Source organism: Ruegeria sp. CDSC021 (assembly GCF_059610845.1).
The window spans coordinates 14,084-37,425 of sequence record NZ_JBXWOK010000006.1 but is presented as its reverse complement, the minus strand read 5'-3'; the positions used below and the strand labels follow the sequence as shown (position 1 = coordinate 37,425).

At 53.3% G+C, this 23,342-nt stretch carries 24 protein-coding genes; 15 read left to right on the top strand and 9 right to left on the bottom strand.

From position 1 onward, the window contains the following. Positions 1-2 precede the first annotated feature (2 nt). Positions 3-704, top strand: a complete 702-nt coding sequence (cuyB, locus tag AC2FGB_RS10990) for a cysteate racemase (RefSeq protein WP_496694416.1) — start codon at positions 3-5, stop codon at positions 702-704. 61 nt (positions 705-765) lie between these two features. On the opposite strand, the gene AC2FGB_RS10985 is transcribed toward cuyB, so the two are convergent. Next, positions 766-1,665: a LysR family transcriptional regulator gene (locus tag AC2FGB_RS10985; protein WP_281973759.1), complete on the bottom strand. Its 900-nt coding sequence runs from the start codon at positions 1,663-1,665 to the stop codon at positions 766-768. Positions 1,666-1,918: 253 nt separating this feature from the next. Between AC2FGB_RS10985 and AC2FGB_RS10980 the strand changes: the two genes are divergently transcribed. The 5 genes from AC2FGB_RS10980 (at position 1,919) to AC2FGB_RS10960 (ending at position 6,804) form a co-directional block, all read left to right on the top strand. Then, on the top strand, positions 1,919-2,884 hold the full coding sequence (locus tag AC2FGB_RS10980; protein WP_142639707.1) for an ABC transporter substrate-binding protein: 966 nt from the start codon (positions 1,919-1,921) through the stop codon (positions 2,882-2,884). A gap of 67 nt (positions 2,885-2,951) precedes the next feature. Then, the gene (locus tag AC2FGB_RS10975; RefSeq protein ID WP_271952026.1) at positions 2,952-4,007 is read left to right on the top strand and encodes a quaternary amine ABC transporter ATP-binding protein; all 1,056 of its coding nucleotides are present in this window, start codon (positions 2,952-2,954) and stop codon (positions 4,005-4,007) included. Next, positions 4,004-5,545 carry an ABC transporter permease gene (locus AC2FGB_RS10970; RefSeq protein WP_271952028.1) on the top strand — a complete coding sequence of 514 codons (1,542 nt, stop codon included), beginning with the start codon at positions 4,004-4,006 and terminating at the stop codon, positions 5,543-5,545. Before AC2FGB_RS10975 ends, AC2FGB_RS10970 begins: the two co-directional genes overlap by 4 nt. Next, positions 5,542-6,261, top strand: coding sequence for an alpha/beta fold hydrolase (locus tag AC2FGB_RS10965; RefSeq protein ID WP_271952030.1), 720 nt, complete (start codon positions 5,542-5,544; stop codon positions 6,259-6,261). Before AC2FGB_RS10970 ends, AC2FGB_RS10965 begins: the two co-directional genes overlap by 4 nt. A gap of 276 nt (positions 6,262-6,537) precedes the next feature. After that, positions 6,538-6,804: a hypothetical protein gene (locus tag AC2FGB_RS10960; RefSeq protein ID WP_281995970.1), complete on the top strand. Its 267-nt coding sequence runs from the start codon at positions 6,538-6,540 to the stop codon at positions 6,802-6,804. 218 nt (positions 6,805-7,022) lie between these two features. Here the strand turns inward: AC2FGB_RS10960 and AC2FGB_RS10955 are convergent, their stop codons facing one another. Further along, positions 7,023-8,327, bottom strand: coding sequence for a tetratricopeptide repeat protein (locus tag AC2FGB_RS10955; RefSeq protein WP_496694417.1), 1,305 nt, complete (start codon positions 8,325-8,327; stop codon positions 7,023-7,025). A 135-nt stretch (positions 8,328-8,462) separates the two neighbouring features. Between AC2FGB_RS10955 and AC2FGB_RS10950 the strand changes: the two genes are divergently transcribed. The 5 genes from AC2FGB_RS10950 (at position 8,463) to AC2FGB_RS10930 (ending at position 14,262) form a co-directional block, all read left to right on the top strand. Further along, complete coding sequence (locus AC2FGB_RS10950; protein WP_496679028.1) at positions 8,463-8,741, top strand: hypothetical protein; 279 nt, start codon at positions 8,463-8,465, stop codon at positions 8,739-8,741. Position 8,742: 1 nt separating this feature from the next. Further along, complete coding sequence (locus AC2FGB_RS10945) at positions 8,743-10,380, top strand: sulfatase-like hydrolase/transferase (protein ID WP_142639693.1); 1,638 nt, start codon at positions 8,743-8,745, stop codon at positions 10,378-10,380. A gap of 102 nt (positions 10,381-10,482) precedes the next feature. Then, the gene (locus AC2FGB_RS10940) at positions 10,483-12,150 is read left to right on the top strand and encodes a sulfatase-like hydrolase/transferase (protein WP_496694418.1); all 1,668 of its coding nucleotides are present in this window, start codon (positions 10,483-10,485) and stop codon (positions 12,148-12,150) included. 44 nt (positions 12,151-12,194) lie between these two features. After that, complete coding sequence (locus AC2FGB_RS10935) at positions 12,195-13,439, top strand: DUF3179 domain-containing (seleno)protein (RefSeq protein WP_282022306.1); 1,245 nt, start codon at positions 12,195-12,197, stop codon at positions 13,437-13,439. Positions 13,440-13,509: 70 nt separating this feature from the next. After that, positions 13,510-14,262, top strand: a complete 753-nt coding sequence (locus AC2FGB_RS10930; protein WP_496694419.1) for an outer membrane protein — start codon at positions 13,510-13,512, stop codon at positions 14,260-14,262. A 420-nt stretch (positions 14,263-14,682) separates the two neighbouring features. Here AC2FGB_RS10930 and AC2FGB_RS10925 read toward each other — a convergent pair whose 3' ends face one another. The 3 genes from AC2FGB_RS10925 to AC2FGB_RS10915 form a co-directional block, all read right to left on the bottom strand. Beyond that, the gene (locus AC2FGB_RS10925) at positions 14,683-15,195 is read right to left on the bottom strand and encodes a class I SAM-dependent methyltransferase (RefSeq protein ID WP_496694420.1); all 513 of its coding nucleotides are present in this window, start codon (positions 15,193-15,195) and stop codon (positions 14,683-14,685) included. Positions 15,196-15,478: 283 nt separating this feature from the next. Next, positions 15,479-15,769 carry a hypothetical protein gene (locus AC2FGB_RS10920; protein WP_496694421.1) on the bottom strand — a complete coding sequence of 97 codons (291 nt, stop codon included), beginning with the start codon at positions 15,767-15,769 and terminating at the stop codon, positions 15,479-15,481. 380 nt (positions 15,770-16,149) lie between these two features. Next, on the bottom strand, positions 16,150-16,452 hold the full coding sequence (locus AC2FGB_RS10915) for an SH3 domain-containing protein (protein ID WP_142637291.1): 303 nt from the start codon (positions 16,450-16,452) through the stop codon (positions 16,150-16,152). A gap of 310 nt (positions 16,453-16,762) precedes the next feature. Between AC2FGB_RS10915 and AC2FGB_RS10910 the strand changes: the two genes are divergently transcribed. Beyond that, positions 16,763-17,092 carry an arsenate reductase family protein gene (locus AC2FGB_RS10910; RefSeq protein WP_281973422.1) on the top strand — a complete coding sequence of 110 codons (330 nt, stop codon included), beginning with the start codon at positions 16,763-16,765 and terminating at the stop codon, positions 17,090-17,092. 137 nt (positions 17,093-17,229) lie between these two features. On the opposite strand, the gene AC2FGB_RS10905 is transcribed toward AC2FGB_RS10910, so the two are convergent. Next, positions 17,230-18,144 carry an NAD(P)-dependent oxidoreductase gene (locus AC2FGB_RS10905; protein WP_271950532.1) on the bottom strand — a complete coding sequence of 305 codons (915 nt, stop codon included), beginning with the start codon at positions 18,142-18,144 and terminating at the stop codon, positions 17,230-17,232. Positions 18,145-18,219: 75 nt separating this feature from the next. On the opposite strand from AC2FGB_RS10905, the gene AC2FGB_RS10900 reads away from it, so the two are divergent. Then, entirely contained in the window at positions 18,220-19,113 is an 894-nt protein-coding gene (locus AC2FGB_RS10900; RefSeq protein WP_496791779.1) for a LysR family transcriptional regulator, read from the top strand. Between the two features lie 142 nt (positions 19,114-19,255). Here AC2FGB_RS10900 and AC2FGB_RS10895 read toward each other — a convergent pair whose 3' ends face one another. Next, on the bottom strand, positions 19,256-20,134 hold the full coding sequence (locus tag AC2FGB_RS10895) for a sigma-70 family RNA polymerase sigma factor (protein ID WP_496694423.1): 879 nt from the start codon (positions 20,132-20,134) through the stop codon (positions 19,256-19,258). Further along, positions 20,134-20,877, bottom strand: a complete 744-nt coding sequence (locus tag AC2FGB_RS10890) for an SDR family NAD(P)-dependent oxidoreductase (protein ID WP_496791778.1) — start codon at positions 20,875-20,877, stop codon at positions 20,134-20,136. Before AC2FGB_RS10890 ends, AC2FGB_RS10895 begins: the two co-directional genes overlap by 1 nt. A gap of 135 nt (positions 20,878-21,012) precedes the next feature. On the opposite strand from AC2FGB_RS10890, the gene AC2FGB_RS10885 reads away from it, so the two are divergent. Next, a complete protein-coding gene (locus tag AC2FGB_RS10885; protein ID WP_496694425.1) occupies positions 21,013-21,357 on the top strand; it encodes a hypothetical protein in 345 nt (114 codons plus the stop codon). A gap of 326 nt (positions 21,358-21,683) precedes the next feature. Here the strand turns inward: AC2FGB_RS10885 and AC2FGB_RS10880 are convergent, their stop codons facing one another. Then, positions 21,684-22,409, bottom strand: a complete 726-nt coding sequence (locus AC2FGB_RS10880; RefSeq protein ID WP_496694426.1) for a TetR/AcrR family transcriptional regulator — start codon at positions 22,407-22,409, stop codon at positions 21,684-21,686. Positions 22,410-22,605: 196 nt separating this feature from the next. Here AC2FGB_RS10880 and AC2FGB_RS10875 point away from each other — a divergent pair, with 196 nt between their 5' ends. Then, entirely contained in the window at positions 22,606-23,259 is a 654-nt protein-coding gene (locus tag AC2FGB_RS10875) for a hypothetical protein (RefSeq protein WP_496694427.1), read from the top strand. The last annotated feature ends 83 nt before the right edge of the window (positions 23,260-23,342 follow it).

Genomic DNA, 23,342 nt, shown 5'->3' with positions numbered 1-23,342 from the left:
CCATGACACTGCGCCCGGTTGGAATTCTTGGCGGTATGGGCCCCGAAGCGACGATCCTCCTCCAGCGCAAGCTGGTGGCGGCCGTACCCGCAACTGATGACCAAGACCACATACCTTTGTTGATCGACATGAACCCGCAGGTGCCGTCGCGGGTTCGTCATCTGCTCGAGGGCGTCGGAGAGGATCCGGGGCCGACGCTTGCCGCTATGGCGCGTCGGCTTGAAGATGCTGGAGCCTTAGCGCTGGCGATGCCGTGCAACACCGCCCATCACTATGCCAAGGCGATTACGGATTCCGTGGACATCCCCTTGCTGAACTTGATCGAACTGGCAGCTGAATATGCAGCTCGGACGCTTGGGTCAGGGGGATGTATCGGAATGCTTGCCTCGCCAGCCGTACAACGTACTTATCTATTCGAGACAACGCTGCAAACGCTCGGGCTTTCGGTTGTTTGGCCGGCAGACGATGAAAAAATGCTTGCAGCGATCCGAAAAATTAAGACTGACGGCCCGTGCAATGAAGGGCGCGAAACACTAAGAGTTGCCTCGAAAGAACTTGTTGCCGCAGGGGCCGACCTGCAGCTTGTGGCTTGCTCAGAATTCTCGCTCATCGCTGATAGTGTTGCGGCCGAGGTCAATGCCATTGATACGATTGACCTGCTTGTCCAGGCGATTGTCGAATTTTCCCACGCAGGGCAAGTTTAGGCGATTGAATAAGTGCGCCACAGCGTTCGGAGGCAATCTGTAAGTCAACAGATACCTTTGTTCATAATTGGTCCCAAAGCTGTTGCGCTGTCTGATCAAAGGTCGCCGGATTGGCAAATGCGGAAATCGTCAAGGTGGCACACCACGCGTCATCGCCGATTGGCACCAGCAATCCTGCGTCCAGCTCTGGCGAAATCGCGGTTTCGGGCATCCAGGCAAAGCCGCTTCCGGTAATCAGGCGTCTCTTGATTGTCTCAACCAGACTATCAACATAAATCGTCTCGGCGTTCAGGGGTTTGCGGTCTATGGTATTTTCTACAACCATGCCTAAAAACGAAGAACGGTCATATGCCAGATAGGGGATGGGTGGGCCATCCTGCTCTGCGAGGCTCCAACCCATGGCACGCGCTGAATCAGCTGTAGCCACTGGCACCAGACGATCCTTTAAAAGGTCTTTTCGCTCAAATGCGGTTTCATCAATCATCGGTGAAACCGAGTGGTGGTTGTAGCACAAGAGAATGTCCACTGCGCCCTCGACCAACAGGTCACAGCAGGTGCTTAGGGAATCGGACAATACACGAGTGCGCAGATCGGGAATTTGCATCTGCAACTCTTCGATGCGACTTGCCAAAAAATTAACCGCGATCGTGTGGAGGACCGAAAACCGGATGAAACGGCTATCCCCACGATCGGCATCCCGCAGCGATTGACGGGATTCTGACAGTTGTGAGATCGCCGCCAGCGCGACCGGCAAGAATTGTTGACCTGCTTCTGTCAATTGAACAGGATAGGTGGCGCGATTGACCAGAGGCAGCCCGACCCAGCTCTCCAACGCTTTGATTCTACGACTGAATGCGGATTGTGTGATGTTACGTTCATCGGAGGCTCGGGTGAAGTTCAGTGTCCGGGCGAGGCATTCAAAGTCGCGCAGCCAGTTCAAATCCAATGTGTGTACCTGCATTTCCAAGGAAGCATTGGTCGAGCATACTCAAAACTATGCATTGCGGGAATAGTTTGATGAAATGTTCGAATTGGCCCTCAGAAAACCTCATGCTCTAGACTTTAAGCTAGGGCCTGGCGGTTTGTCCCCCTTTTCCCCTTCCGTCCGAAGTCGCAGCCCGAGACGACTTTGTACGACACCGCCGAGCGATGGGAATGAGATTGACTAAAAAAACGACGCCAAAATACGGCGCAATTCAACAGAGGAGACTATCATGAGAAACAAGCTAAAGGCATTTGGTATGGCAGCGGCGGTAGGTATCTATGCGATGCCCGCATTCGCGGCGGAAGAGGTTAAAATCGGTGTGCCGTCTTGGACCGGGGCGCAGGCAATCGCTCATCTTCTGGGTGCCGTTGTTGAAACGCGCATCGGCGGGACGGTTGAATATGTGCCCGGTAACAATGCAACCATCTTTCAAGCCATGGATCAGGGCAAAGGTGACATCGACGTGCATCCAGATGTGTGGCTGCCCAATCAGGAGAGCTTTACCAAGAAGTATGTCGACGAGGCCGGTACGGTAACATTGTCCTCGAACCCCTACGAAGGCAATCAGGGTTTTTGCGTCAGCAAGGACTTTGGTGAGGCCAACAATATAACCGACATAGCTGATCTGGGCCGCCCTGATGTCGCCGCCCTGATGGACAGCGATGGCAACGGCAAGGGTGAGATGTGGATTGGCGCCCCCGGCTGGGCTTCGGCCAATGTGAACGAGGTGAAAACGCGCGACTACGGTCTGCTTGATTTCATCGAGCCCGTGCGTGCAGAAGAAAGCGTGAAGACCGCGCGTATCAAAGACAGCATCGCCAAAGGCGAGGGCTATGCCTTCTATTGCTACAAGCCACACGCGGTCTGGTACATGTTCGACGTTCAAATGCTGAGCGAGCCGACGTTCGACCCGGCAAAATACGTGATGGTGCAGCCATCGGACGATCCGGATTGGTATAGCAAATCCAGTGTAGCCACCAAAGACGCCCTGAAGAACGTCCAGATCGCATGGTCTAATACGTTGCCAGACCGCTCACCTGCGATTGCTGATTTCTTCGCGAATTTCGCATTGACTGCGGATGATGTCAGCGGTTTCGCCTATGAGATCAGCGGCAAAGGTCGCGATCCGGCAGAGGTTGCCCGCGAATGGGTCGAAGCGAACCCGGATCGCGTCGACGCTTGGCTGGGTCTCTGATCCCACTTCCAGAAACAGGGTGGCGGCATCTGTTGGCGCCACCCAAAAGCAGATCTCTGGAGGACCTATGAGCGACGACACCGTTATCGAAATTTCGAATGTCTGGAAAATTTTCGGAGGCAGACCCGAGGTGGCGCTGCAGGCGATCCGCGACCGCGGGTTGGACAAGTCCCAAGTGCTGGCCGAATACAACTGTGTTGTCGGTGTCGCTGATGTCAGCCTGTCGGTAAACCGGGGTGAGATTTTTTGCATCATGGGTCTGTCAGGCAGCGGTAAATCCACCCTGGTTCGCCATTTCAACCGATTGCTGGAGCCGACAGCTGGTAAGATCGAAATCGAAGGCACTGATGTCATGGCCTTGGGGCCAAAAGAGCTTCAGCAGTTTCGCAACAACAAAATCGGTATGGTGTTTCAGAACTTTGCGCTGATGCCGCATCGGTCGGTGTTGGATAACGTGGCAATGCCACTGGAAATCCGACAGGTCAGCAAGAATGAACGCATGCGTCAGGCTGCTGCTATTCTCGATATTGTCGAACTGGGTGCCTGGGGGTCAAAGTTCGCACACGAGCTGTCCGGTGGCATGCAACAACGTGTGGGCCTGGCCCGCGCCTTGGCCGCCAACCCCGACGTGCTTTTGATGGATGAACCGTTTTCGGCCCTTGATCCGCTGATCCGGCGACAATTACAGGATGAATTCATCCGGCTGAGCAAGATTCTCAAGAAGACTACGATCTTCATTACCCATGACCTTGATGAAGCCGTCCGCATCGGCAATCGGATCGCCATCATGCGGGACGGCAAGGTGGTGCAGATCGGGACAGCCGAAGACATTGTCATGAACCCCGCTGATGACTATGTGGCTGATTTCGTTGCAGGTATTTCACGCCTCAAAGTGGTGCGCGCCCATGCGGTCATGCGGCCAATTCCAGAACATATTGCGGCCCATGGGCCGCTATCGGCGGATGCCCCGCGCGTGAATGAAGACGAAAATCTGAGCACGCTGATCAATCTGGCGATCGACAACAGTAGCGCAATCCTTGTGGAGGACGGCGGCGTGGATGTTGGCGTCATAACCCGTGCCGATCTGTTGCGCACCGTGATCGAAGGGACCGAAGTGTCATGAGCATTTCTGATGTGAACCCGCTGGAAGATACCGAAAGCGAAGCGGCCCTTGCCTATGCCGAAGAGCGGCGTGAAAGCATTCGCACATTTGTGCGCACCAGCCCTGACTACTATATCCGTAATTTCGACAAGATTGGTGCATCGTCCCGCTTTACACCAACTTTCAATCTGATGGCCGGATTGTTTGGTCCGGTCTGGTTCGGTGCGCGAGGTCTGTGGTCATGGGCGTTACCATTTCTGATCCTCGAAACTATAGCCTTTGTGCAGATTGCGCGAGGGTTGTTCGGCGATCTGGCAGCCGAGGCAATGGAGCGTATTGCATCGATTGAAGGGACGCTTGAACTGCGCCGTCAGCAATTGGCGGCGGCTATCGAAAACAATTCGGACAAGATCGATGTCTATCAGCGAACGGTGGACTCGCTTGAAGAAAACATAGGGGGTATCCGTGCCGAGGCCGAGGCGATGGCAGCTGAAGGTCCTTACATCATTCTAACCGGCCTGATCATACTGATCATCATCAAATTCATACAGTCGCAGGTGGCGAACTGGGCGCTTGAGGCGCGTTTCTCGGAGTGGCTATCGGATCGTTCGATCCGTTCGGCCATGCCGGTGTCGCAGATCGTGTTCAGCGCAATCTTCATGGCGTTAATCGTCGCCGCGGCAATGTTGCATTACAGCTTCCCAGGGCGCTTTTCACTGCTTAGCCATTTTCCGACAGACCCAAACATCCGCCTGACCAGTATCACTTGGGTAGAAGATTTCATCGCCTGGTGCGTACGCAACAGCGAGACCTTCTTTGATGGGCTGACATTCGGCATCCGCACTCTGTTGGATGCGCTAGAGGTCATACTGGTTCAGACGCCATGGATCGTGATTGCGAGCTTGATTATTCTGCTGACCTGGCTGACAGCGGGCATCAGCACGGCGATCTATTCGGGCGCATTTCTGGCCTATATGGGCCTGCTGGGTTTCTGGGAAGGTGCCATGACGACGCTGGCCTTGTTGGGGACAGCGGCGTGTCTGTCGATTGTTATAGGAATTCCGCTCGGCATGTTTGCTGCCCGTCGCCCACGGTTCTATGCGTTTATCCAGCCGATCATGGATTTCATGCAAACCATGCCAGCCTTCGTGTTCATGGTGCCTGTGATTGCGTTCTTCGGCGTTGGAAAGCCAGCGGCGGTTGTGGTCACGATGATTTTTGGCGGCACACCGGTGGTACGATTGACCGTTCTTGGTCTGCGTGGTGTACCAGAAAGCGTGCGCGAAGCAGCTATTAGTTTCGGTGCCAATAAGTGGTACTTGCTCACTAAGGTAGATCTTCCATTAGCAAGCCCATCGATCCGCGCGGGGATCAACCAGACGATTATGTTGTCGCTGGCGATGGTCGTCGTGGCCTCGCTGATTGGCGCCAAGGGGCTGGGTGAGGACGTGCTGGAAGCATTGCAATATGCCAATGTGGGCCAAGGCATCCTCGCCGGGTTTGCGATCCTTTTCTGCGCCATGATCCTTGATCGCATTGTACAGGGTGGGCGCAAATGACACCTGTCGTATTCGTCCATGGATTTTTGGGCGGCAGTCGACAATGGTTAGGGCAAGTCGAAGCCCTGGCCGGTTTCAACGTCGTAGCCTTGGACTTACCGGGATTTGGTGAGAATGCGCATCTCGAGGCCCCTACCAGTATTGCTGGATTTGCCGAGTGGGCGCTGTGCGAATTAACCGGGCGGGGAATTGAGCGATTTATCCTGATCGGCCATTCAATGGGCGGGATGATCGTCCAAGAAATGGTTACCCGCGCACCCGAACGTATCGACCGGTTGGTGCTTTACGGCACCGGAACGATTGGCATTTTACCCGGCCGGTTTGAGACGATCGACACTTCAAAGCGCCGGGCCAATACAGAAGGACCAAGAGCCACGGCCAGACGTATTGCGGCAACCTGGTTTCTTGATCGGGGAAAAGCTGCGGCCTATGAGGACTGTGCTATGATTGCAGAACAATGCAGCCTGCAAACCATGCTAATTGGGCTCGACGCAATGGAAAGTTGGAGCGGCGCCAAACATTTGGCGGATATCATGACCCGTACGTTGGTGATTTGGGGTGACCGGGATCGGACCTATCCATGGAGCCAAACCGAACAATTGTGGCAATCAATTCCCGACGCCAACCTCGCCGTGATACCTGGATGTGCTCACGCGACGCATTTAGAGAAGCCGGGGCTCTTTAATTCGATACTGCGAGATTTTTGTACCGCCTGACAGCTTGTCTGCAGCCAAAATGTTAGAACGACCGCTGTCGTGACCAATTCCGGTCTTTCCCGGACAGTGTAGATATTGCTGCGAATGGGTATGCACTGGCAGCAAACGCCGGTTTGCAACGCTGTATTTCAGTAATCCGCTCGGTTGTAGAATGTCTCTTATGGGCCGTTCTGCCACGATGCTAGTTCTGCGAAACTGGCAGATGCCGCGCCGCATCTGAGGTCGGCTCTGAGCCCAAAGTCACGAATGCTGAGCTTTGCGCATCGGACAGCTCCCATGTCTACGACCCCGGAACTCACCGCCTATATTGCGGCAGGCGGGCAGTTGAGCGGCATCTGCGGAAATATAGATGGCGACAGCGCACCAGTGACCGTTGATTGCGAAGCTTGCCGCATCAGCAACACGTCCGTTCTGATTCAAGACAGTTGTCCACGCTTCGTACAGACCACAGCAACGCGAACTTTCGAATTTATCGCCAAGCGCGTTGCCGAGCGCAATGATCTCGATCCCGCGCGTTTGACCCGCGACCTGCCTCACGCCTGATTTCATTACCTTCTATTGAAATCAAAGATGCCCGTATCCCGCTGGATGCGGCGCGATTGTGCTTGGAGGCCACTAAATGACTATTACCGTTACACCTGCGCTGTCCGAGGGCGGCGCAAACAAACTCTACTTCGCGGCATGGCGCTGGTATTTTTATGCTGGTCTTTATGTCATTCCAATCTAAGCAAATTTATTGTGACACATCCTACTGCGTAGAATCAGGGCCTGACGGTTCCTGACCAACCCGCAGCCTTCATTGCACTGATCAGCTCTTGAACTGGCTGCGGGTCTACAAACACTCGAGCCTTCAGTGCTTCGAGAGGGAAGCTTGGCCAAGTGTCCGAAAATACTTTTGCAAGCCGCTGTGCCTCTGCTTGTTCTCCGTTCCTCCAGTGGGCTGCCATAAGGTAAGCTGCGGAAATTGGTCCGAACGGCCCACCACGCGATATTGTTTCATCAAACGTCCTGATTGCGGCAGCATAGTCTCCCGTATGGAACTGAGCTGCACCCAATGCATTGTCAAATACAAGTCCCCCTCCTTGTGAGGCCAGGACTCTATATCGCGCTGATTGAGACAAAACTCGTTCTAAATCAGATGTATAAAGGGAAATCAAGGCATCGAATTCAGCAACATGTGAATCATCGGGTGCCAAACCTACGGCCCGTTGGGATAATCGAACTGCGCTATCGTAATTGCCCACCCCAAATTCAAACCAGGCTCGCGCTGAAAGCGGCCATGCTGCATCCGGAGCCAATTCCAAAGCATAAGCACTATTCTTGTCGGCCGCGTGCAAAAACTCATCAGAACCGGGATCGCCAGATTTCATGATGGCGAACATGGTTTCGACCTGAGAAGCGCCAGCATACCCCCCGTAATAAAACGGATCTCGTTCAGTTGCTGTTTGAAATATCAACAACGCTGGTTGAAGGCCTGCCAAATCTGTAACCGGAAAAATCAGATCCCGGCCAGCGTTGCTTAGGTTCATTGCTTCGACGCGGGCTGGCGACACGTCGTAGATCGCAGCTTTGCCAGTTATTGGAGCAACAGATTGCGAACCGCGGCCGATCAGAACACCAACTAGAATACCGGCTACTAGAAGTGAAAGCGAGATAACGACTGCGTAAGCCTGCCGCCTTCCGCGTAATGGTTGGCTGCGTCGATTGGAGCCTGGCAAAAACTCGGGTGCGTAACTTCCGACAGGCAATGAGATTACCAATTCGTCAGCAATCCCCTTACTTTCATAATAAGCTTGGAGTTTTCGCCGAACACGTCCCGCATCCACACGTACGACGCCTTCGCGTTTCAATAGCTCATCCGCGTCGTATCCATAAACATCCATCGCAATGGTTTTGGCGCGTATCTGTTCGGAACGACCCTCGAGCGATTCCATCACAACATAAGACAGAAAAGACCGCATGCGGGCGGACCCTTTGAATTCATCTGACTTCTGAACCCTATCCAACGCATCGCGCACCTGCTCGGCCGAGAACTGTTGAATGTCATTCTGTTCCTGATCGTCCATGCTGGCGGTCAAAGAACTATCCTTTCGCAATAAGGGTTTGGCGCCATGGTGCTACGGTAGCATGCGGCTTTGTACGTTCAATACATTTTCTGTTGGGTGCATGCTTGGCAAACGAATGCCTGAAGGGCGCTGCCAATGACGGATGATGAGTTCTTTGAATCCCAATTTCCCGAAGCGGGTCGCCTGCTGCGGGACCTGCGGGCAAAAGACCAAGAGTTTGATCGAATTTGCCGCGACTACAAAGAGGTCTTCGCCGAACTGGCGGTGCCGCCAAGGTCGCAGTCTGTTCTTCAGATGCGCTATCTCGCCGATCTGGCAGAAAGCCTTTCGGACCTGCGCAGCAGTATTGACGGACGGCTGGAGGCGCATGGCCTTGATTCGGAATCGGTACGGAACAAAGATTTGGAGGTTTGACATGAGACTTAGATACATTTTGCCTGCGTTGTTGATTGGTGCCGGCTCCGCGCTTGCTCAGGAAACCCCGATTGTTCATGACGGCGAGTTCGAATTCCTTCGCGCGCAGTTTGGTGAGGCATGGGATGCGCAAGACGTTGAAGTCGACGCAAAGCTGACCGAAATTCGTGCGGCCAATGGCGGCAAGCCTCCTAATTTCCTCTACATCTTGATCGATGATGTAAGCTTTGGTCAGATGGGTGACCGCAAGATGAATTACGTCATGGGGATCGAGACACCCAGCATCAATCAGTTGGCTACCGAAGGCATGTCGCTGATGCGCATGTATACCGAACCCTCTTGTACTCCCACACGTACCGCCATGCTGACAGGGCGCCACCCGATACGCGCCGGTGTCGAAGAGGTCAAAGTGGCTTTGGTCGGAGAAGGTCTTCCGACCAGCGAAGTGACATTGCCGGAGATACTGAAACAAGTCGGCTACAATACGGCGCATATCGGCAAATGGCACCAAGGTGACATTGAGCAATCGTACCCACACAATCAGGGATTCGACTGGGCCGCATTTCCACTACACCAGCAAGTGCAGCTGAGCCTCATGATCCCCGAGGCAATGAGGTCCAACGCCATGCTCGGCTACGTGCCCGAGGGGCAGAACAATCAGTTCCTGCTGGATGAGCGCTTCAAGCCATATGGTCTTGTCACCGGTGTCGAGGCCGAAGCCGGTGGGCCCGCCCTGGAAGTAGACATGTCAGCCGGTGAGGTTTGGACGCAGGCCAAATATGAAGAGATGAACGAACGATATCAACGGCAGGCGCTGGAGCAACTCGAACGTGTAGCCTCCGAGGATGCGCCGTTCTTCTTGCAATACTGGCCGCTGTACCCGTTGAACTTCGTCTATCCGGATCAGGCAATTTCACGAAATGGCGGGTTTCATGCGGACAAGCTGCAACTGCTTGATGGATGGATCGGAGATCTCTTGGCCAAGCTTGAAGAAACCGGCACGGCGGACAACACAATTGTTGTTCTGATGGCAGATAATGGTCTGATGTATCACTATGAAGGCTCATCCGGCCTGAACCAACTAATCTATCGCGGAGGCAAAACTCAGCATCTTGAAGGCGGAGTAAGAACCGATGCGTTCATTCGCTGGCCCGGTGTGATCGAACCCAACACTGCAGCTGGCGACATCGTTCATGTTTCAGATATCTTCACCACAATGGCGCGAATTGCCGGAGCCACCGCCTTTATCCCAAGGGACCGTGTGATAGACGGCATTGACCAGACGGCGTTACTGTTGAACGGCGAGGGGAACGGTCGGCGCGACTATGTCTATGTCTACGAAGGTCCTGTCTTGCGCTCGGTCGTTAAACAAGAATTCAAGATGCACCTTCCTGCCCCTGGTCAACCCGGCGCGGCTGCTCCAACCTATAACATCTATCGGGACCCTCGTGAGGAACACCCGTTGGTTGGCTACTCGCTTTGGGCCGGTGCATCTTTTCAGGATATGATAAAGCGCCACCAGAAAATGATCGCCAAGTATCCACATTCAGAGATCGGCAAAGGTACCCCTTATGAGGGCATCGAAAACCTGCGTCCGGAAACTGAACTGACCCGTGATGTATTCATGAGTTGGCAGTGACGTCGCAAATTTAAGTAAATATTTGAATATAACGATGTTACAAATGGTTAACGCATCTAAGATCAAACACCGAAGCTCGGCTTCAAACCTGGGGGAGACGGAATGAAACTACAATGGCTTCTGGTTTTTTGTGCAGGCGTTACGGCACCACCCTTGCAAGCGCAGGAAGGCCCAATCCAACACGATGCTGAGTTTTATGTTTTGCAGGCACAACACGCGGATAAATGGGTGCAAGATGACATCGCTGTTGATGAGGCTCTGGCGGCTTTTCGAGATAGGAACAAGGGGCAACCCCCAAACATAGTCAGTGTCTTGATCGATGATCTTGGCTTCGGAGATATGGGAATACCCGAGTTGAATGCCGTCCGGGGCTATGAGACGCCCAACATCAATGATTTCTCTGATGAAGCGATGCGTATGGTTCGGATGTATACCGAACCGTCCTGCACCCCGACCCGCGTTGCCCAAATGACCGGGCGGCTACCCGTCCGTATGGGAATGGGCAACACGCAGGTTGATATCGCCGGGGAAGGCCTTTCAGGGGAAGAGGTTACGCTGGCGGAAGTACTAAAACAGGCTGGATACTCTACCAGCCACGTTGGCAAATGGCACATGGGGGATATTTCAGAAAGCTGGGCGATGAATCAGGGGTTCGATTATGCCCAGCATGCAATCCACCAACAGGGGCAACTAACGATCTTCCATGATGACGCGATCAAGGAACAGGTTTCGGTGGCTATTCGGGACTACGATGATAAGTACACCATCGACCAGTGGTTCCGTCCTGATGCCTCGGCCATGATGACCGTTATTGAAGGCGAAGCTGGCGGCCCGATCCGCGAAATCCGAATGGAACCTGGTGAGCGCTGGAACGCCGCAAAGTATGACGAGATGAACCAAGCCTTCCAGGACAAGACCATGGACGAATTGGAGCGTTTGGCTGGCGATGAAGAACCATTCTTCCTGCAATACTGGCCCATGATCCCGCTGGACAACACACGAACCGGCAGAACGGGTCCTAAAAGCGCTAACGGCGGACTTTATGTCGACAAGATGCAGTTGCTGGATCAATGGCTTGGTGATCTGTTCACCAGAATTGACGAGCTCGGCTTAGCTGAGAATACAATCGTTATAGTAATGGGCGACAACGGTCATTTCACCAAGTACTCACCGCAATCAGGGTTCACTCCGATGATCTTTCGTGGCGGTAAAGCCGATACCACCGAGGGCGGTGTACGGGTTGATGCATTTATCCGGTGGCCCGGCATGATCACAGCAGATGGCCTTCTCAACAGCATCATCCACATCTCCGATCTCTATACAACGATGGCTCGCTTCGCCGGTGCCGATCAGTTTGTCCCACGCGATCGCTTGATTGACGGCGTGGATCAATCTGCTGCATTGCTTTTCGACGACGAAGCAAAATCGCGCCGCGACCACGTGATCATCTATTCAGACAAAAAACCCGAAGCCGTCGTCAAAGATCAACTCAAACTCATCTTGCCGCCACCTGGCAAAAACCCCATCGCCGCCGAATTCTTTGACCTATATCGCGACACTCGTGAGGAATTTTCAGTCTCAACCGAGGTTGGCGCCTGGGGTGGACAGGAGTTTGTGCGAATTCTGGGCCGACACATGGCCCGTAAAGAGAAATATCCAGATAGTCCGCCGGCCTATGGCGTGCCCTATGAAGGGATTGAAAACACGCGCCCAGAATCGCGACAAGCGGTTGAGGCGTTCCTGATCAAACGCCAAGCCCCGCAGCAATAACACCGATAACGGCAGCGACGCACCAAAGCCTTTAGGATCATCACATGATTGGACTACTTTTCTTTGCACTGGGTTTGATCACATCCCTTGGGATCGGCTTTGTCTATTTCAGAGACCTTGGCGACGTCTCTCAAATGCTGCTGAAGGTAAAGCGCGAGAATATGGTGCGCTTTATCCGCAATGAATATCGCCTGATCGGTATCGGACTTGGCGGATTTGCAGCGGCAACACTTGCGCATTTCCTTTTGGGCGCTGGCCCTTTCTGGCTTTGGCTCATAGCGGCTGTGCTTACTCTTCTTCTTTATGGGTTTCCCTACGTTTGGGTGCATTTGGGTCTAAGGAACCAGCTCAATGACGCCCAGTACTTTCCAATTGAAGAAGCCCGCAAATATGTCGGACCAACTGCGCCCGTCGTAGTCATCGAAAACAACGGCCAAGCCCGCGCGCACCCGGATGCGCAGATTATGCGCCCTCATCTGGCCGGGAATGTAGATGGCTTGGGTGGCGAAGACGTGGTCATGACCTATTGCGCTATGGCCAATCTGGGTCAGGGTTACATTCCGCGAATAGAAGGACGACGGTTGAATCTCGAGGTTTTGGCCCAGCATGGCAATAACCTAATCCTGCGCGATAACGACATGGGCGAGCCGATCCAGCACATCTATGGTTTCCGCGAGGCGGACCGCGACCCTAACTCCGACGGTCCTGCCTGCCCCCTTCGACCCGAAGCGCAAATGGAGCCCTGGCCAACCTTTCGAATGACGTTCCGCGGGTTTCAGAAGGCCTATCCTGACGGTGAGGTATTTCTGAACAAGCCATCCCCGAACCCATTTTTGCGCCTGCTGGATATGATGACCGAGATCACGTTTGGCTGGGGCATCGGACGCCAGCATCAGGAAGACGCGCCCGTGATGGACAACATGGATCGTTCGGACGATCGGTTACCAAATAAAACCTACGTTTGGGGAATTACGATCGGTAAGGATGCGGTTTGCTGGACTGATGATTTCATCGTCGAGAACGAGTGGATCGTGAATTCCAATGTCGGCGGACGAGATGTCGTGGTCAGCTTGGATCCAAAGTATGAAAGCCTAGGCGTTTGGTACAACGACTTTGGTCAACCTGTGAGCCATTGCGATTTTTGGGGCCATTCAGATCAGGGTCAGCTAAAACGTGTCGAAACCCTGCGCGCAGGCGCATTCTGGCATGTCTGGTCCGAGTTCTTCCCGAACACTGATATTAATCGTGTCGGCAGCGGTTCCATGGCAACCGAAGGAGCTGTAGAATGAGGCCCATGGCTAAACAACCACAAACCAAAGACCATTTATTCAAACTTGATTGTTTGACGGGAGGGACAGAATGACTTCGTCAATTTGGGTGAAAAGCTGCGCTTGCGGAGTAGCTTTTTTTGCATCTTTGGCCACAGTGGCTTCGGCTCAACAATCCGATTGGTCATATGAGGCCACAATCTACCTGTTCATGCCGGAAACAGAGACTACATTGGACACACCTTTGGGCACTCTGGACGGTACGCTCAGCTTTTCGGATGCGTTGGAAAACCTCGATTTTGCCTTTATGAGTGCGTTCTCGGCCACCAACGGACGTTGGCTGATACTTGCAGATTACAACTACACAGACTTATCTTTCAGTAACAGCGCTCCTGGACCTGTCGGCTCGGGTCTGGAGACATCATTTACCACACAATACCTAAGTGGCTATGTTGGCTACAGAGTGTATGAAGCGCCAACTATCACCGTTGACGTCGCCGGGGGTTTCCGGTGGTTCAGCACTGAAACGGAATTTACCCTTCTACCCGGCGCGGCACCGGGGCGCACAACAACGGCAGATGATAGCTGGACCGACCCTGTCATCGGCGCCAGAGCACGGGTACAGTTCTCGGATAAGTGGTCGGGCTCCGGTTTTGTCGACTACGGAGGCTTCCGCAGCGACAGTGAAACCTGGCAGATTCTGCTGACGGCAGATTACGCAATCAACGACAGGTGGCTGATCCGCGGTGGCTATCGCTATATCTCATTCGATCATGAAATCAACGGCAACGATTTTACATTTGATCAGTCGGGGCCTGTGGTAGGCGCGACTTATCGGTTCTAAAATTCTTTGTTGGCGAACCCGAGACAAGGTTGTGATGTTACGAACGTCGTTTGATTGGCGCGATTCAATTGTAAAAAGGTTTAGAGAATCAAATTCGCATGTGCCCTCAGATTTGTTTTCGTGCCTGGCCCCAGATCTTGACCCCCGGCATCGATAGCTGGCTGGAGTTTGTTGTAGCCATAGAAATCTAGCAATGAATGAGACAAGTCTGAGGTAGCGATTCCACTGTCGACCGCGGAGTGAGAATTCACCTAGACTAGCTTTCGCAATCGCAGCGAATGTCTGAAATGCGGGCTGCTAACGCAGTATTTCAAAGGGCTGATGGATGTCGGCTATGGGCCGTCCTCGTGATCAGCTACTATCGAGGCAGGGGACTTTGCCGCAACGGCCCCGAGGTCGGCTTCGAGCCCAATGTGTTCGTTACGATCGGCGCATAAACAGATAACCGCGTTCTGCGAAATGTGTTTTCCAATCCAAACCATGGGCCAAAGCGGTGGCTATAAAGTCTGCAATATTGGGCGACTCATCCGCGATTAGAAGCCATCCGCCATCGCTTACATGGTCCATCAACGAATTCAGAACCGTGCCCCGAGATGGGCGATCTAACATGTGCAATGTTCGGTCGATCAGCACTATGTCAAATAGACCCTCTGGGTTGTAGGTAGTGATGTCGGCCACAACACCTTCAACTTTTAAATTTTCTTTTGTCGCTGCAGCTCTTAGATCGCGAATGCCATTGGGGGATATGTCCACTCCCACAACGCGATGCCCCAAACTCGCAATGAAAATAGCGTCACGGCCTTGTCCGCACCCCACGTCCAGGACACGAACGTTATGTTGGTCGAGTTGGTCGAAAAATTTGACAAAAACCGAAGTTGGTTGCCCCAATGCATTTCGTGTCTCGCCGTACAGTTTGTCGTAATTGTAAGCCATGGAATCAGCGTTAGTAGATATCCACGTGATTAGCTAAGTGAAATATTTCGTGAGCGGCAGGAATGTCCGCGATCCAGACCTCCACTAATCTTGTAACTGTGCACTTGCAGCGAATGTCGGCTCTGACGGGCCGCAACGCGGCGGCGATGCCCGTCAGTGAATGGCAGCAATGGGCCGTTCAAATTGATGGCGAGTGGTTCTTGAACCGAAATGCTGCGCTGCACCCAAGGTCTTGAAAGAGCCCAAAATACCGGATGCTGCAAGTCGCGCAAATGGCCGCTAATCAACCTGTGCGGCAAGCCATTTGACTAGTCATTTCGGGACGAATATCGGCCAGGACCTGAAAACTGCGGGCGAGAAAGAAGATGCCCAGGCCCGAGATCATCCACGCAACCAAGATTGCCCCAGGTGCCGCAGATTGAGCCATATTCTGCGGGATATTGAATACCCCTCCGCCAAACATGGCGCTGACCACCAGCAGCGTTATAGCAAAATGCCCAAGCTTCTTGGGGCTTGCGCTCTTTGCACTGTCGGCAGTCGAGGATGAAGGGCTGGATGCGGTCTCGGTTGACATCAAGTCTGTCCTAAAGCTTAGGAGGTGGGGGCAGTTGGCCTGCCTCATGCACATTCAGGCAGCAACAGATTTTTCATCCTTACTTTAATACCTTGGGGCTGTTGCGGGAAGCATTCTTCGTGTGGCCGCAATTGGCTCCATCAGAAGTAATGCCGCGCTATCCGTAAATTGCTGTAGGTCGCTTGATGCAAGGCGTCGTCGAATTGCCGCACCAACGTCAGCAATTATCGCTAATTTCCAAGGAGTGTAACGGGCCAACCCCTCTGCGGCCCATAGGTCAGTTCTAAGCCCATGTTGAACGATGCCAATTGAACAGAAAGGGCAATTTCCATCGACATTTCATGGTCGCTGTTAACATGGCAATGCTGATCACCATTGTATCAAATTTTTCGCAAATATGCCCAGGAGACATACCCTTTGAGCCCACGCGCACGCACCAAAGAAACGCGGCACCAACGAGTGCCACCGGTTTGCTCGCAACTGTGAACACGTAAGGCGGTTCCATTTGGCAGACCAACAATCACATTGTAGCCTGTTCCGGGTCCACCACGCATTTTCAGCATGTCACCGTCTTCGACGCCAAAAACCTCGTATCGTCCGAGTGAGGCGGCCGTTGCTGGTGCAGCGTATATTGTGGCCCCCAGGAACATTGCCGCTACGGGTAAGAAGATTGCACTGCGCATCGCGTTATCCTGCTTGTTGCCTCATCTACAATCGTAGCGATTCAGCTCACCAAGAGGAATAACCCTAAGACAGGAATGCGCAAATTGGCCAAAGTCTGGTGGCTATGACTGCCACGCCCGGTTCGAAGGGCCGCAACGCAGTATCTCGATTGTCAGGCGATTTACTGGAATGGGTTGATCCAGAAACCTCAAGGAACGACGAACAATGTTCGTAGCGTGGGATACATGTGGGCAGCTATGCCAGATCAAATGGTTGCGTTGGAGGGGTTGATGCGTGAGGTTGCGAGATGGCTGCAAAAGAGACCGCGACATGATGATCTATGGATTGAACACCTGCGCGATTTGCCAGAAGGCCCGAAAGGCGTTGGAGGCAGAAGGCAAGGAAGTCACTTTCCGCGATGTCAGGGCGGAACCTCTGACCGAAGCGGAGCTGGCTGAGCTGATTGCAGAATTCGGGGACTTGCTGGTGGACCGAAAATCGAACGATTACCGAGCGCTTAATGACTGGCTAAAAAATTCGGAAGTAGAGGCACAGATTTCGGCCCAACCCAAGGTGATGGCGCGCCCGGTAATACGCGATCGGGATGTGTTGTATCTTGGCTGGGATGAGACGATTCAAGTCGCTTTGCTACAGAGCTGAGTTTTTAAAAAAATGCATAATTAGCTTAACGAAACCCGCTGAAATGCTGCACAGGGCCGAATGCCCGCTCTCGGAGTGCCGTTCGGTAGATCGTGGTAGCTGCAGAACGTCTGCAATGGGCGGAGAGCCTTTTTGCATCAGGCATCGGTCATATGCTGGACCAGTGAGGTCAGCTGTCTGTCGCCATGGCCATCGTCCCAAGCCGTCTTGGTTCGGTCATGCATCAACCGGATGAAATCAGCGGGAGCCTTAAGTGAGAGATAGGTCTTCAACGCATCCTCTTGCGCCATCGCGTAAACCTTCAGAGAGGCTTCTGCATTGTCGTAGTCCTCGGTCGGAACGGTTCTGGCAAAGAGATCATGGTAGTCCTTGACCAATTTGATCGTGGCAGGAAGTTGGTCGGCATAAACTTGCATCGGGATGCCCGCTTTCTGACAAACAAGTGCACCGTATATCATTCCGAACATAAACCCCTGCCGAACCGTGAAGAGGCCGGCGAAGAGCGCGGCAAGCGCCGCTGGCTTCTCTCCAACATGGGCGGACTTTCCACCCAAGTTTCCGATGACGCTGCCATAACGGTCCCAGGTACCGGCACTGCCGACCGTCAGGATTGTGGTTTCGTCACCGCCAATGCCAGAAGGGTAGGCATTGATCATGCCAAGCATGTAGCCAGCCCCCTGTTTCTCCAGGATGGCGACCAGTCTATCGGCATCCGAGGTATCGCCTGTGCTCATGTCGCAGATAGTCTTACCCTCTAGCGAAAGACTCAGCCCGTTGACTAGTTCAACTGTTTCCGTGTGGCTCTTGATACAAATGATGACAAAATCAGACGCCGCGATGGCATCATTCGGTGAGGAGCAGATGGTGGCGCCAACCTCAGCGAAAACCTCTGCCTTTTCCGGCGTGCGGTTCCAAACGCTGACATCGTGACCTGACTTGAGCAGGCAATGCGCCAGCGCTGACCCCATGTTGCCCAGTCCCAATACAGCAAGTTTCATGATCTTAGCCTCCTGTGTCCGCCAATGAGTTCCAGCACCAGCATGCGCCGGCATGGGGAGATGACATAGTTGTAAATTTTTCTATATTGTTAGATGGTCTAACTTATGGATTGGCGCACGCTTCCCTCGTTGACATCTCTCAGAGCTTTCGCCGCCGCCGCCGAGTTTCAAAATCTGACCCGGGCGGCAGAGGCACTGAACGTGACCCATTCCGCAGTCAGCCAGCAAATCCGTGGGCTAGAACAACAACTCGGCACCCGGCTTATCACTCGTACCCGGCACGGTATTTCTCTGACATCGCAAGGCGAATTCCTGTCGGCTGGTTTGCTTGAAGCCTTCGCTGAAATGGCCTCTGTGACCGAGAGGGTGACGAGTGCAGAGTCGGTTCGACCGTTGGTGGTCAGCGCGACTCCGATGTTTTCAAGCGCGTTCCTCATGCCGCGACTGTCGACGTTCATTGACGAATTCCCCCATATCGAATTGAGGATCGATTCAACGATCCAGGCTGTCGATCTCAAGCCGGGCGGAATTGATATGGCCGTCCGATACGGAACAGGTCGCTGGCCAGGGCTTGTCTCGCAAATGCTGTTACCTGGTTGTCTGACGGTCGTCGCGTCCCGCGAACTGATCGGAAACAGGGTGCTCAAAAACCCTGTAGAATTGCTTGATTTCACACTTCTTCAGGAACAGGCGTCGGTCGAGTTTGATCTGTGGCTGGAAAAGGCCGGCATCCCGCCCGAAGCGGAACGGAAAGTGATCCGCATGCCGGGCAACATGCTGTTGGATGGCATCCGCCGAGGTGACGGTATCGGGGCGACAGTACCGGCCTTTGTCTCTGACGAGTTGAAGTCAGGACAACTCGTGGCGCTGTTTGATGATCCAATACCACGGATCGGCTATTACCTTGTCACGCTGTCTGGTCCGGTTCGGCCAGTGGCAAAACTGTTCATACAGTGGCTTTCAAAATCAATTACCGAATATGAGAAAAGCCTGTTCCGATGGCCGCCCGCTCACCTGTTGTAGACGATAAAGAGCACCGGTTAGAGTCAAATAGGGTCTGACTTACAAGGTAACGACCCGACAATGCTGCGCTACGACTGAAGGTCCGCTCTGTGGATGCCGCACCGCTGCGTTAATGGCAGGGGCGAAGGTCCGGTGTGGGCCGTCAAATCACTGACCAGTTTGCTTCTCGAATAACGTAGCGCGCATAGCGAAAATCGCGAATGAGATTGATGCCATCTTCGCCGATATCCAATAAAATAGCGTAACTAGGGCCCGTATCAGGCTTGACCGGATCAAAAGACAGAATTGCGCCGCGCTCTTCCAGTGAACCGGCAACCATATGCCAATCGGATTGTCTGGCGTAGTTACTGAAGTAGCCAGAAACCAGCGCTTTTCCATCGCGTGTTTCGACCGAGACGAGTTCCAGCCGGACCTCAGCACTTAGCATTTCGCGGACACGATCAAAATCGTGGGCATTGAATTGTCTGGCATACTCATGAAGGAGGGCGGCTTGCCGATTGCTCAACGGTTTCGATACTTCCTCGTTGGATTCGCGAGCACGTATCAACTTTTTCCTTCCACGGTGCAAAGCCGATTTGACGGCGGTCTCACTGCTGCTCGTTAGTTCGGCTACTTCAGCCGTCGAGTATCCCAGCACATCGCGAAGGATCACGATGCTACGTTGGATCGTTGAAAGCTCAAGATAAGGTTTCAACGCCTCGGGAAGGCGATCAGATGGGTCAGCTTGCGGTGTGGGAGGTAGGTTGATCAGATCATGCTTCATGGCCGCCTCACGTTTGCGGGCCCGAAAGAAATTCAGGGCCGTGTTATGTGCGATGCGAAACAGCCAAGGGCGCAAGGACTGGACTTCTGTGCCGCTCTTAAGTGCGATGGCTGCTGATAGAAGAGCGTCCTGCAAAAGGTCTTCGCCATCAATGACTGATCCGGTCATTCGAGCGAGATAACGGTGCAACTCTCCCCGCATTTCGGGGAGAGTTGCCTTGAACCTCTCAAGGCTCGCGTTCTGGCCGGGCAGTGGCATCAATCAATGGGTTCCATAGTGGTACCTGTCACTCCCCATGCCCCGGTCGCATTGGCCGTTTCTAGCTCGATCAGGTCAATGATCCGGTCTGCCAAGAGTTCAGGCGACAGCTGTTGATCCCACTGTGACATGAATTCTTCTTGCGAGACACCTTGCGCATCAGCATATGCATTTGATGCGATGTTCGCGGTCTGCGTTCCTGCAATGAACTGCTTTGGATAGACCGTGAAGCAACGAAGACCTAATCCAAGCTTCTCCGCTTCACGAGAGGTGTAGTTGGTCAAGTAATGTTGCATTCGTTTTGCGCCTGCATATCCACCAGATAGCAACGAGCCACTGATAGCAGCGCCGCTTGATAGGGTGACAATTGTAACGTTTCTTTTCATCGGCATCTGAAGTGCAGCTTTCAAAAACTCGAACGTCGTTCTTGTGTCGGAGTTCCATGTTGCGCTGAAGTCTTCCCAGTCCTGCAGGTGAAAACTTCCCATTTTTGGGGTAATGCCACCTGCAAGCACAAGAAGGTCGGGCTTAACCTGGTCCAGCAGATCGCACGCAATCCCACTAGCTCCGTCACCAACAAGTCCCGAGATGTTAGGGCTCTGTGTTTCCAGTGTATCAAGATCACTTTGTGTTCGCGAAACCGCGGTTACTTTGGAACCAGAGATTGCAAGCTTTTCTGCCAAGGCCCGACCTGTTCCGCGTCCTGCGCCGACGATCAGCGCACTTTGAAAATCCGGAGTCATCTGAAATCCTTTCTTGAAGTGTCTGAACTTAAGACACCGCGACGCACCAAAAAGGTTCTCAAAGACCCAGGATTATTCCGATAGGAGGGGATTGCATGCTATTGGAATGGGCAGATCCACTCGCTACTGAGTGGAATGCACCATAAACCAATTGGGTTCGGTGCTCACAACCAAAGTCCGCTTAGGGGAGGCCGCATTGCAGTATCTATCGACACACTCAAGGTCGGTTCTGGGCCGTCCTTACGTCAGTTTTTTGCGGGGCAGGGGGCTTTGCTGCAACGGCATCGAGGTCAGCATCGAGCCCATCCCGTGAATTGGATTTTCTTGCTGCGTGCGTACACAGCACGGATTTATCTGCACGTGCGCAAGTTCTGGCGTCGCTGCGTGGCGGGAAAACCGGCCATTCGTTTATCGCGCAGCAATTTTGGAGAGGTGAAATTACAGGTCGCGGAGATTGTGTTGAAAAACTCGATAACCTGACAGCTGCATTTTTCCGCCAGAATCTGTTGTGCCGGAAAAATTGAAACCCAGTGCCTGGTAGGGCCGCTGAGAGCTCCGGACATCGCCAACGCGTGTCTTAGGCCGACCTCCTCGACAATTTCCGGAAAAGCCATCTACGGGCAAGTTTTTCACCCTTCTTCGCGATAATCGGGGTTTTTCAACACAATCAGCCCAATGTTCTTGACGCTGCGACTTACGCCAATATCCGACGGCTTAGGGAAACGGCGCTGACGCGTGTTGCGGAGAATGTCAGTGGCGAGCCCTTTTACCGAATGCTGCACCAGGTAATCGCTGACTAGGCCAGATTAGTTTGCCGATGGAGGAGTTGCTGGCACAGTTGCCATTGTAACGTCTACCGCTTCCGGCCAACCGAAATTCGTTGTCCGGTCAGGTAGGCCCAAAACTCTGTCGAGTGTGAGAAACTGCATGTCGATTGCCGCCTGCAACTTCTCCGCGGCATGATCGGCGGTGTCAGATCCCCGTGCATCAATCGCGCGCAACAGCGCGAGATCAATAAAGGTGCTTAGGAACAATATGAGTTCTGCGGCAGTATCAACATCTGCGACAGTAAATGTGCCCTCATCACAGCCTTTCTGAATGATCCCGGTCAGAACGGGTATAGCACCAGTTCTGACCCTGCGCTTGAACTGTTCAAGCAGCACCATGTTTTTGTCCTGATTCATGACCCGGAAAAATTCAACCTGACCAGGGTAGTCATGTTCACGCAAGTAGTTGGCTCGCAGGTGGATAAAGCTGTGCAACAGGTCGAGCGCAGAGGAGGCCTCATCAGAGGCAACAACAGCCATCTGCGAAAATACACCCTCAGCCATTCCGTCCAAGACACCGAACAACAGCTCGTCCTTTGATTTGAAGTGATGATAAAATCCGCCCTTTGAGACGCTCGCCATATCCAGCACATCTTGTATGGTCGTATCCTCGAAACCTTTGGAAAAGAACAACATCTGTGCGCATCCCAGCAGCTGAGCCCGCCGTTCTTCGGGCGGCATGTTCTTTCGCTTCGTAGATTTCATACACTTTCCTCTTGCAAACCGACCGGCGGTCTGCAAATACAGACCCATGGTCGGTTTGTACCCCGACTCACCTGGCAGAGCAATGTAATTCACCTGCCAACCCGAATTTAACGATGCGTTTACGCAGCCCAATTCCGCAGGCAGTAGTGCTTTGCGGACCCGGTTGAGTTGTTCTCACGATGCAGGATCGAATGTCATGAATGCTCTTGTCTTTGGAATTACTTCACCATCCGAGTTGCGTCGAATGTCTCGCCTGGCGGGTATTCGCGAATTGCTCGGGATTCTGATCACAAATTGCCTGAAGCGGAAGCCCCCAAAGCAACTCGAAATTCAATCAGGATATGGAATGGCTATGAAAAAATCCGATAAATCAATAGGGAAGAAGAAACCGGCATCTATTGAAGCAAGTCGAAATCGAGGATTTTCAATACAACGCATTGCGACCTCCGGTCGGTTTGTGCGTTCGGTGTTCGTCGCGCTCCTCTTTGGTGCCGCTCTGAGCGGATGTGCCGCCAACATGGCGGCGACAGGCAGAGATGGCCCTGATCTGAGCGTCGTTAGCCAGGAGGCCACCCGGTTCAATGTAGAACGCCAGTTGGGCTCACCCGATGAATTGCAGCAACAAGCCAATGGAGACTGGGTGGCCGTCTATGATGTTGAGCCCAGGACAAAACCAAACCTGGCGCGAGCAGCAGGTCATGGAACACTGGATCTTTTTACCTTCGGGCTTTGGGAAGTTGTTGGTGGCCCGCTGGAGGTGGCACATGCGCGCCGGGTGCTGGTCACTGCCCGATATGACCAATCAGGGAAACTGCTTCAAATGACCAGCAAACCCAAACCCATCCTCTAATCCAAGTTTTGGATCACCGCTGGACGGAAAACGGAAAGCGGGAATTCCAACACCCCCACTAACGGGAAATCACTCCCGCTGGC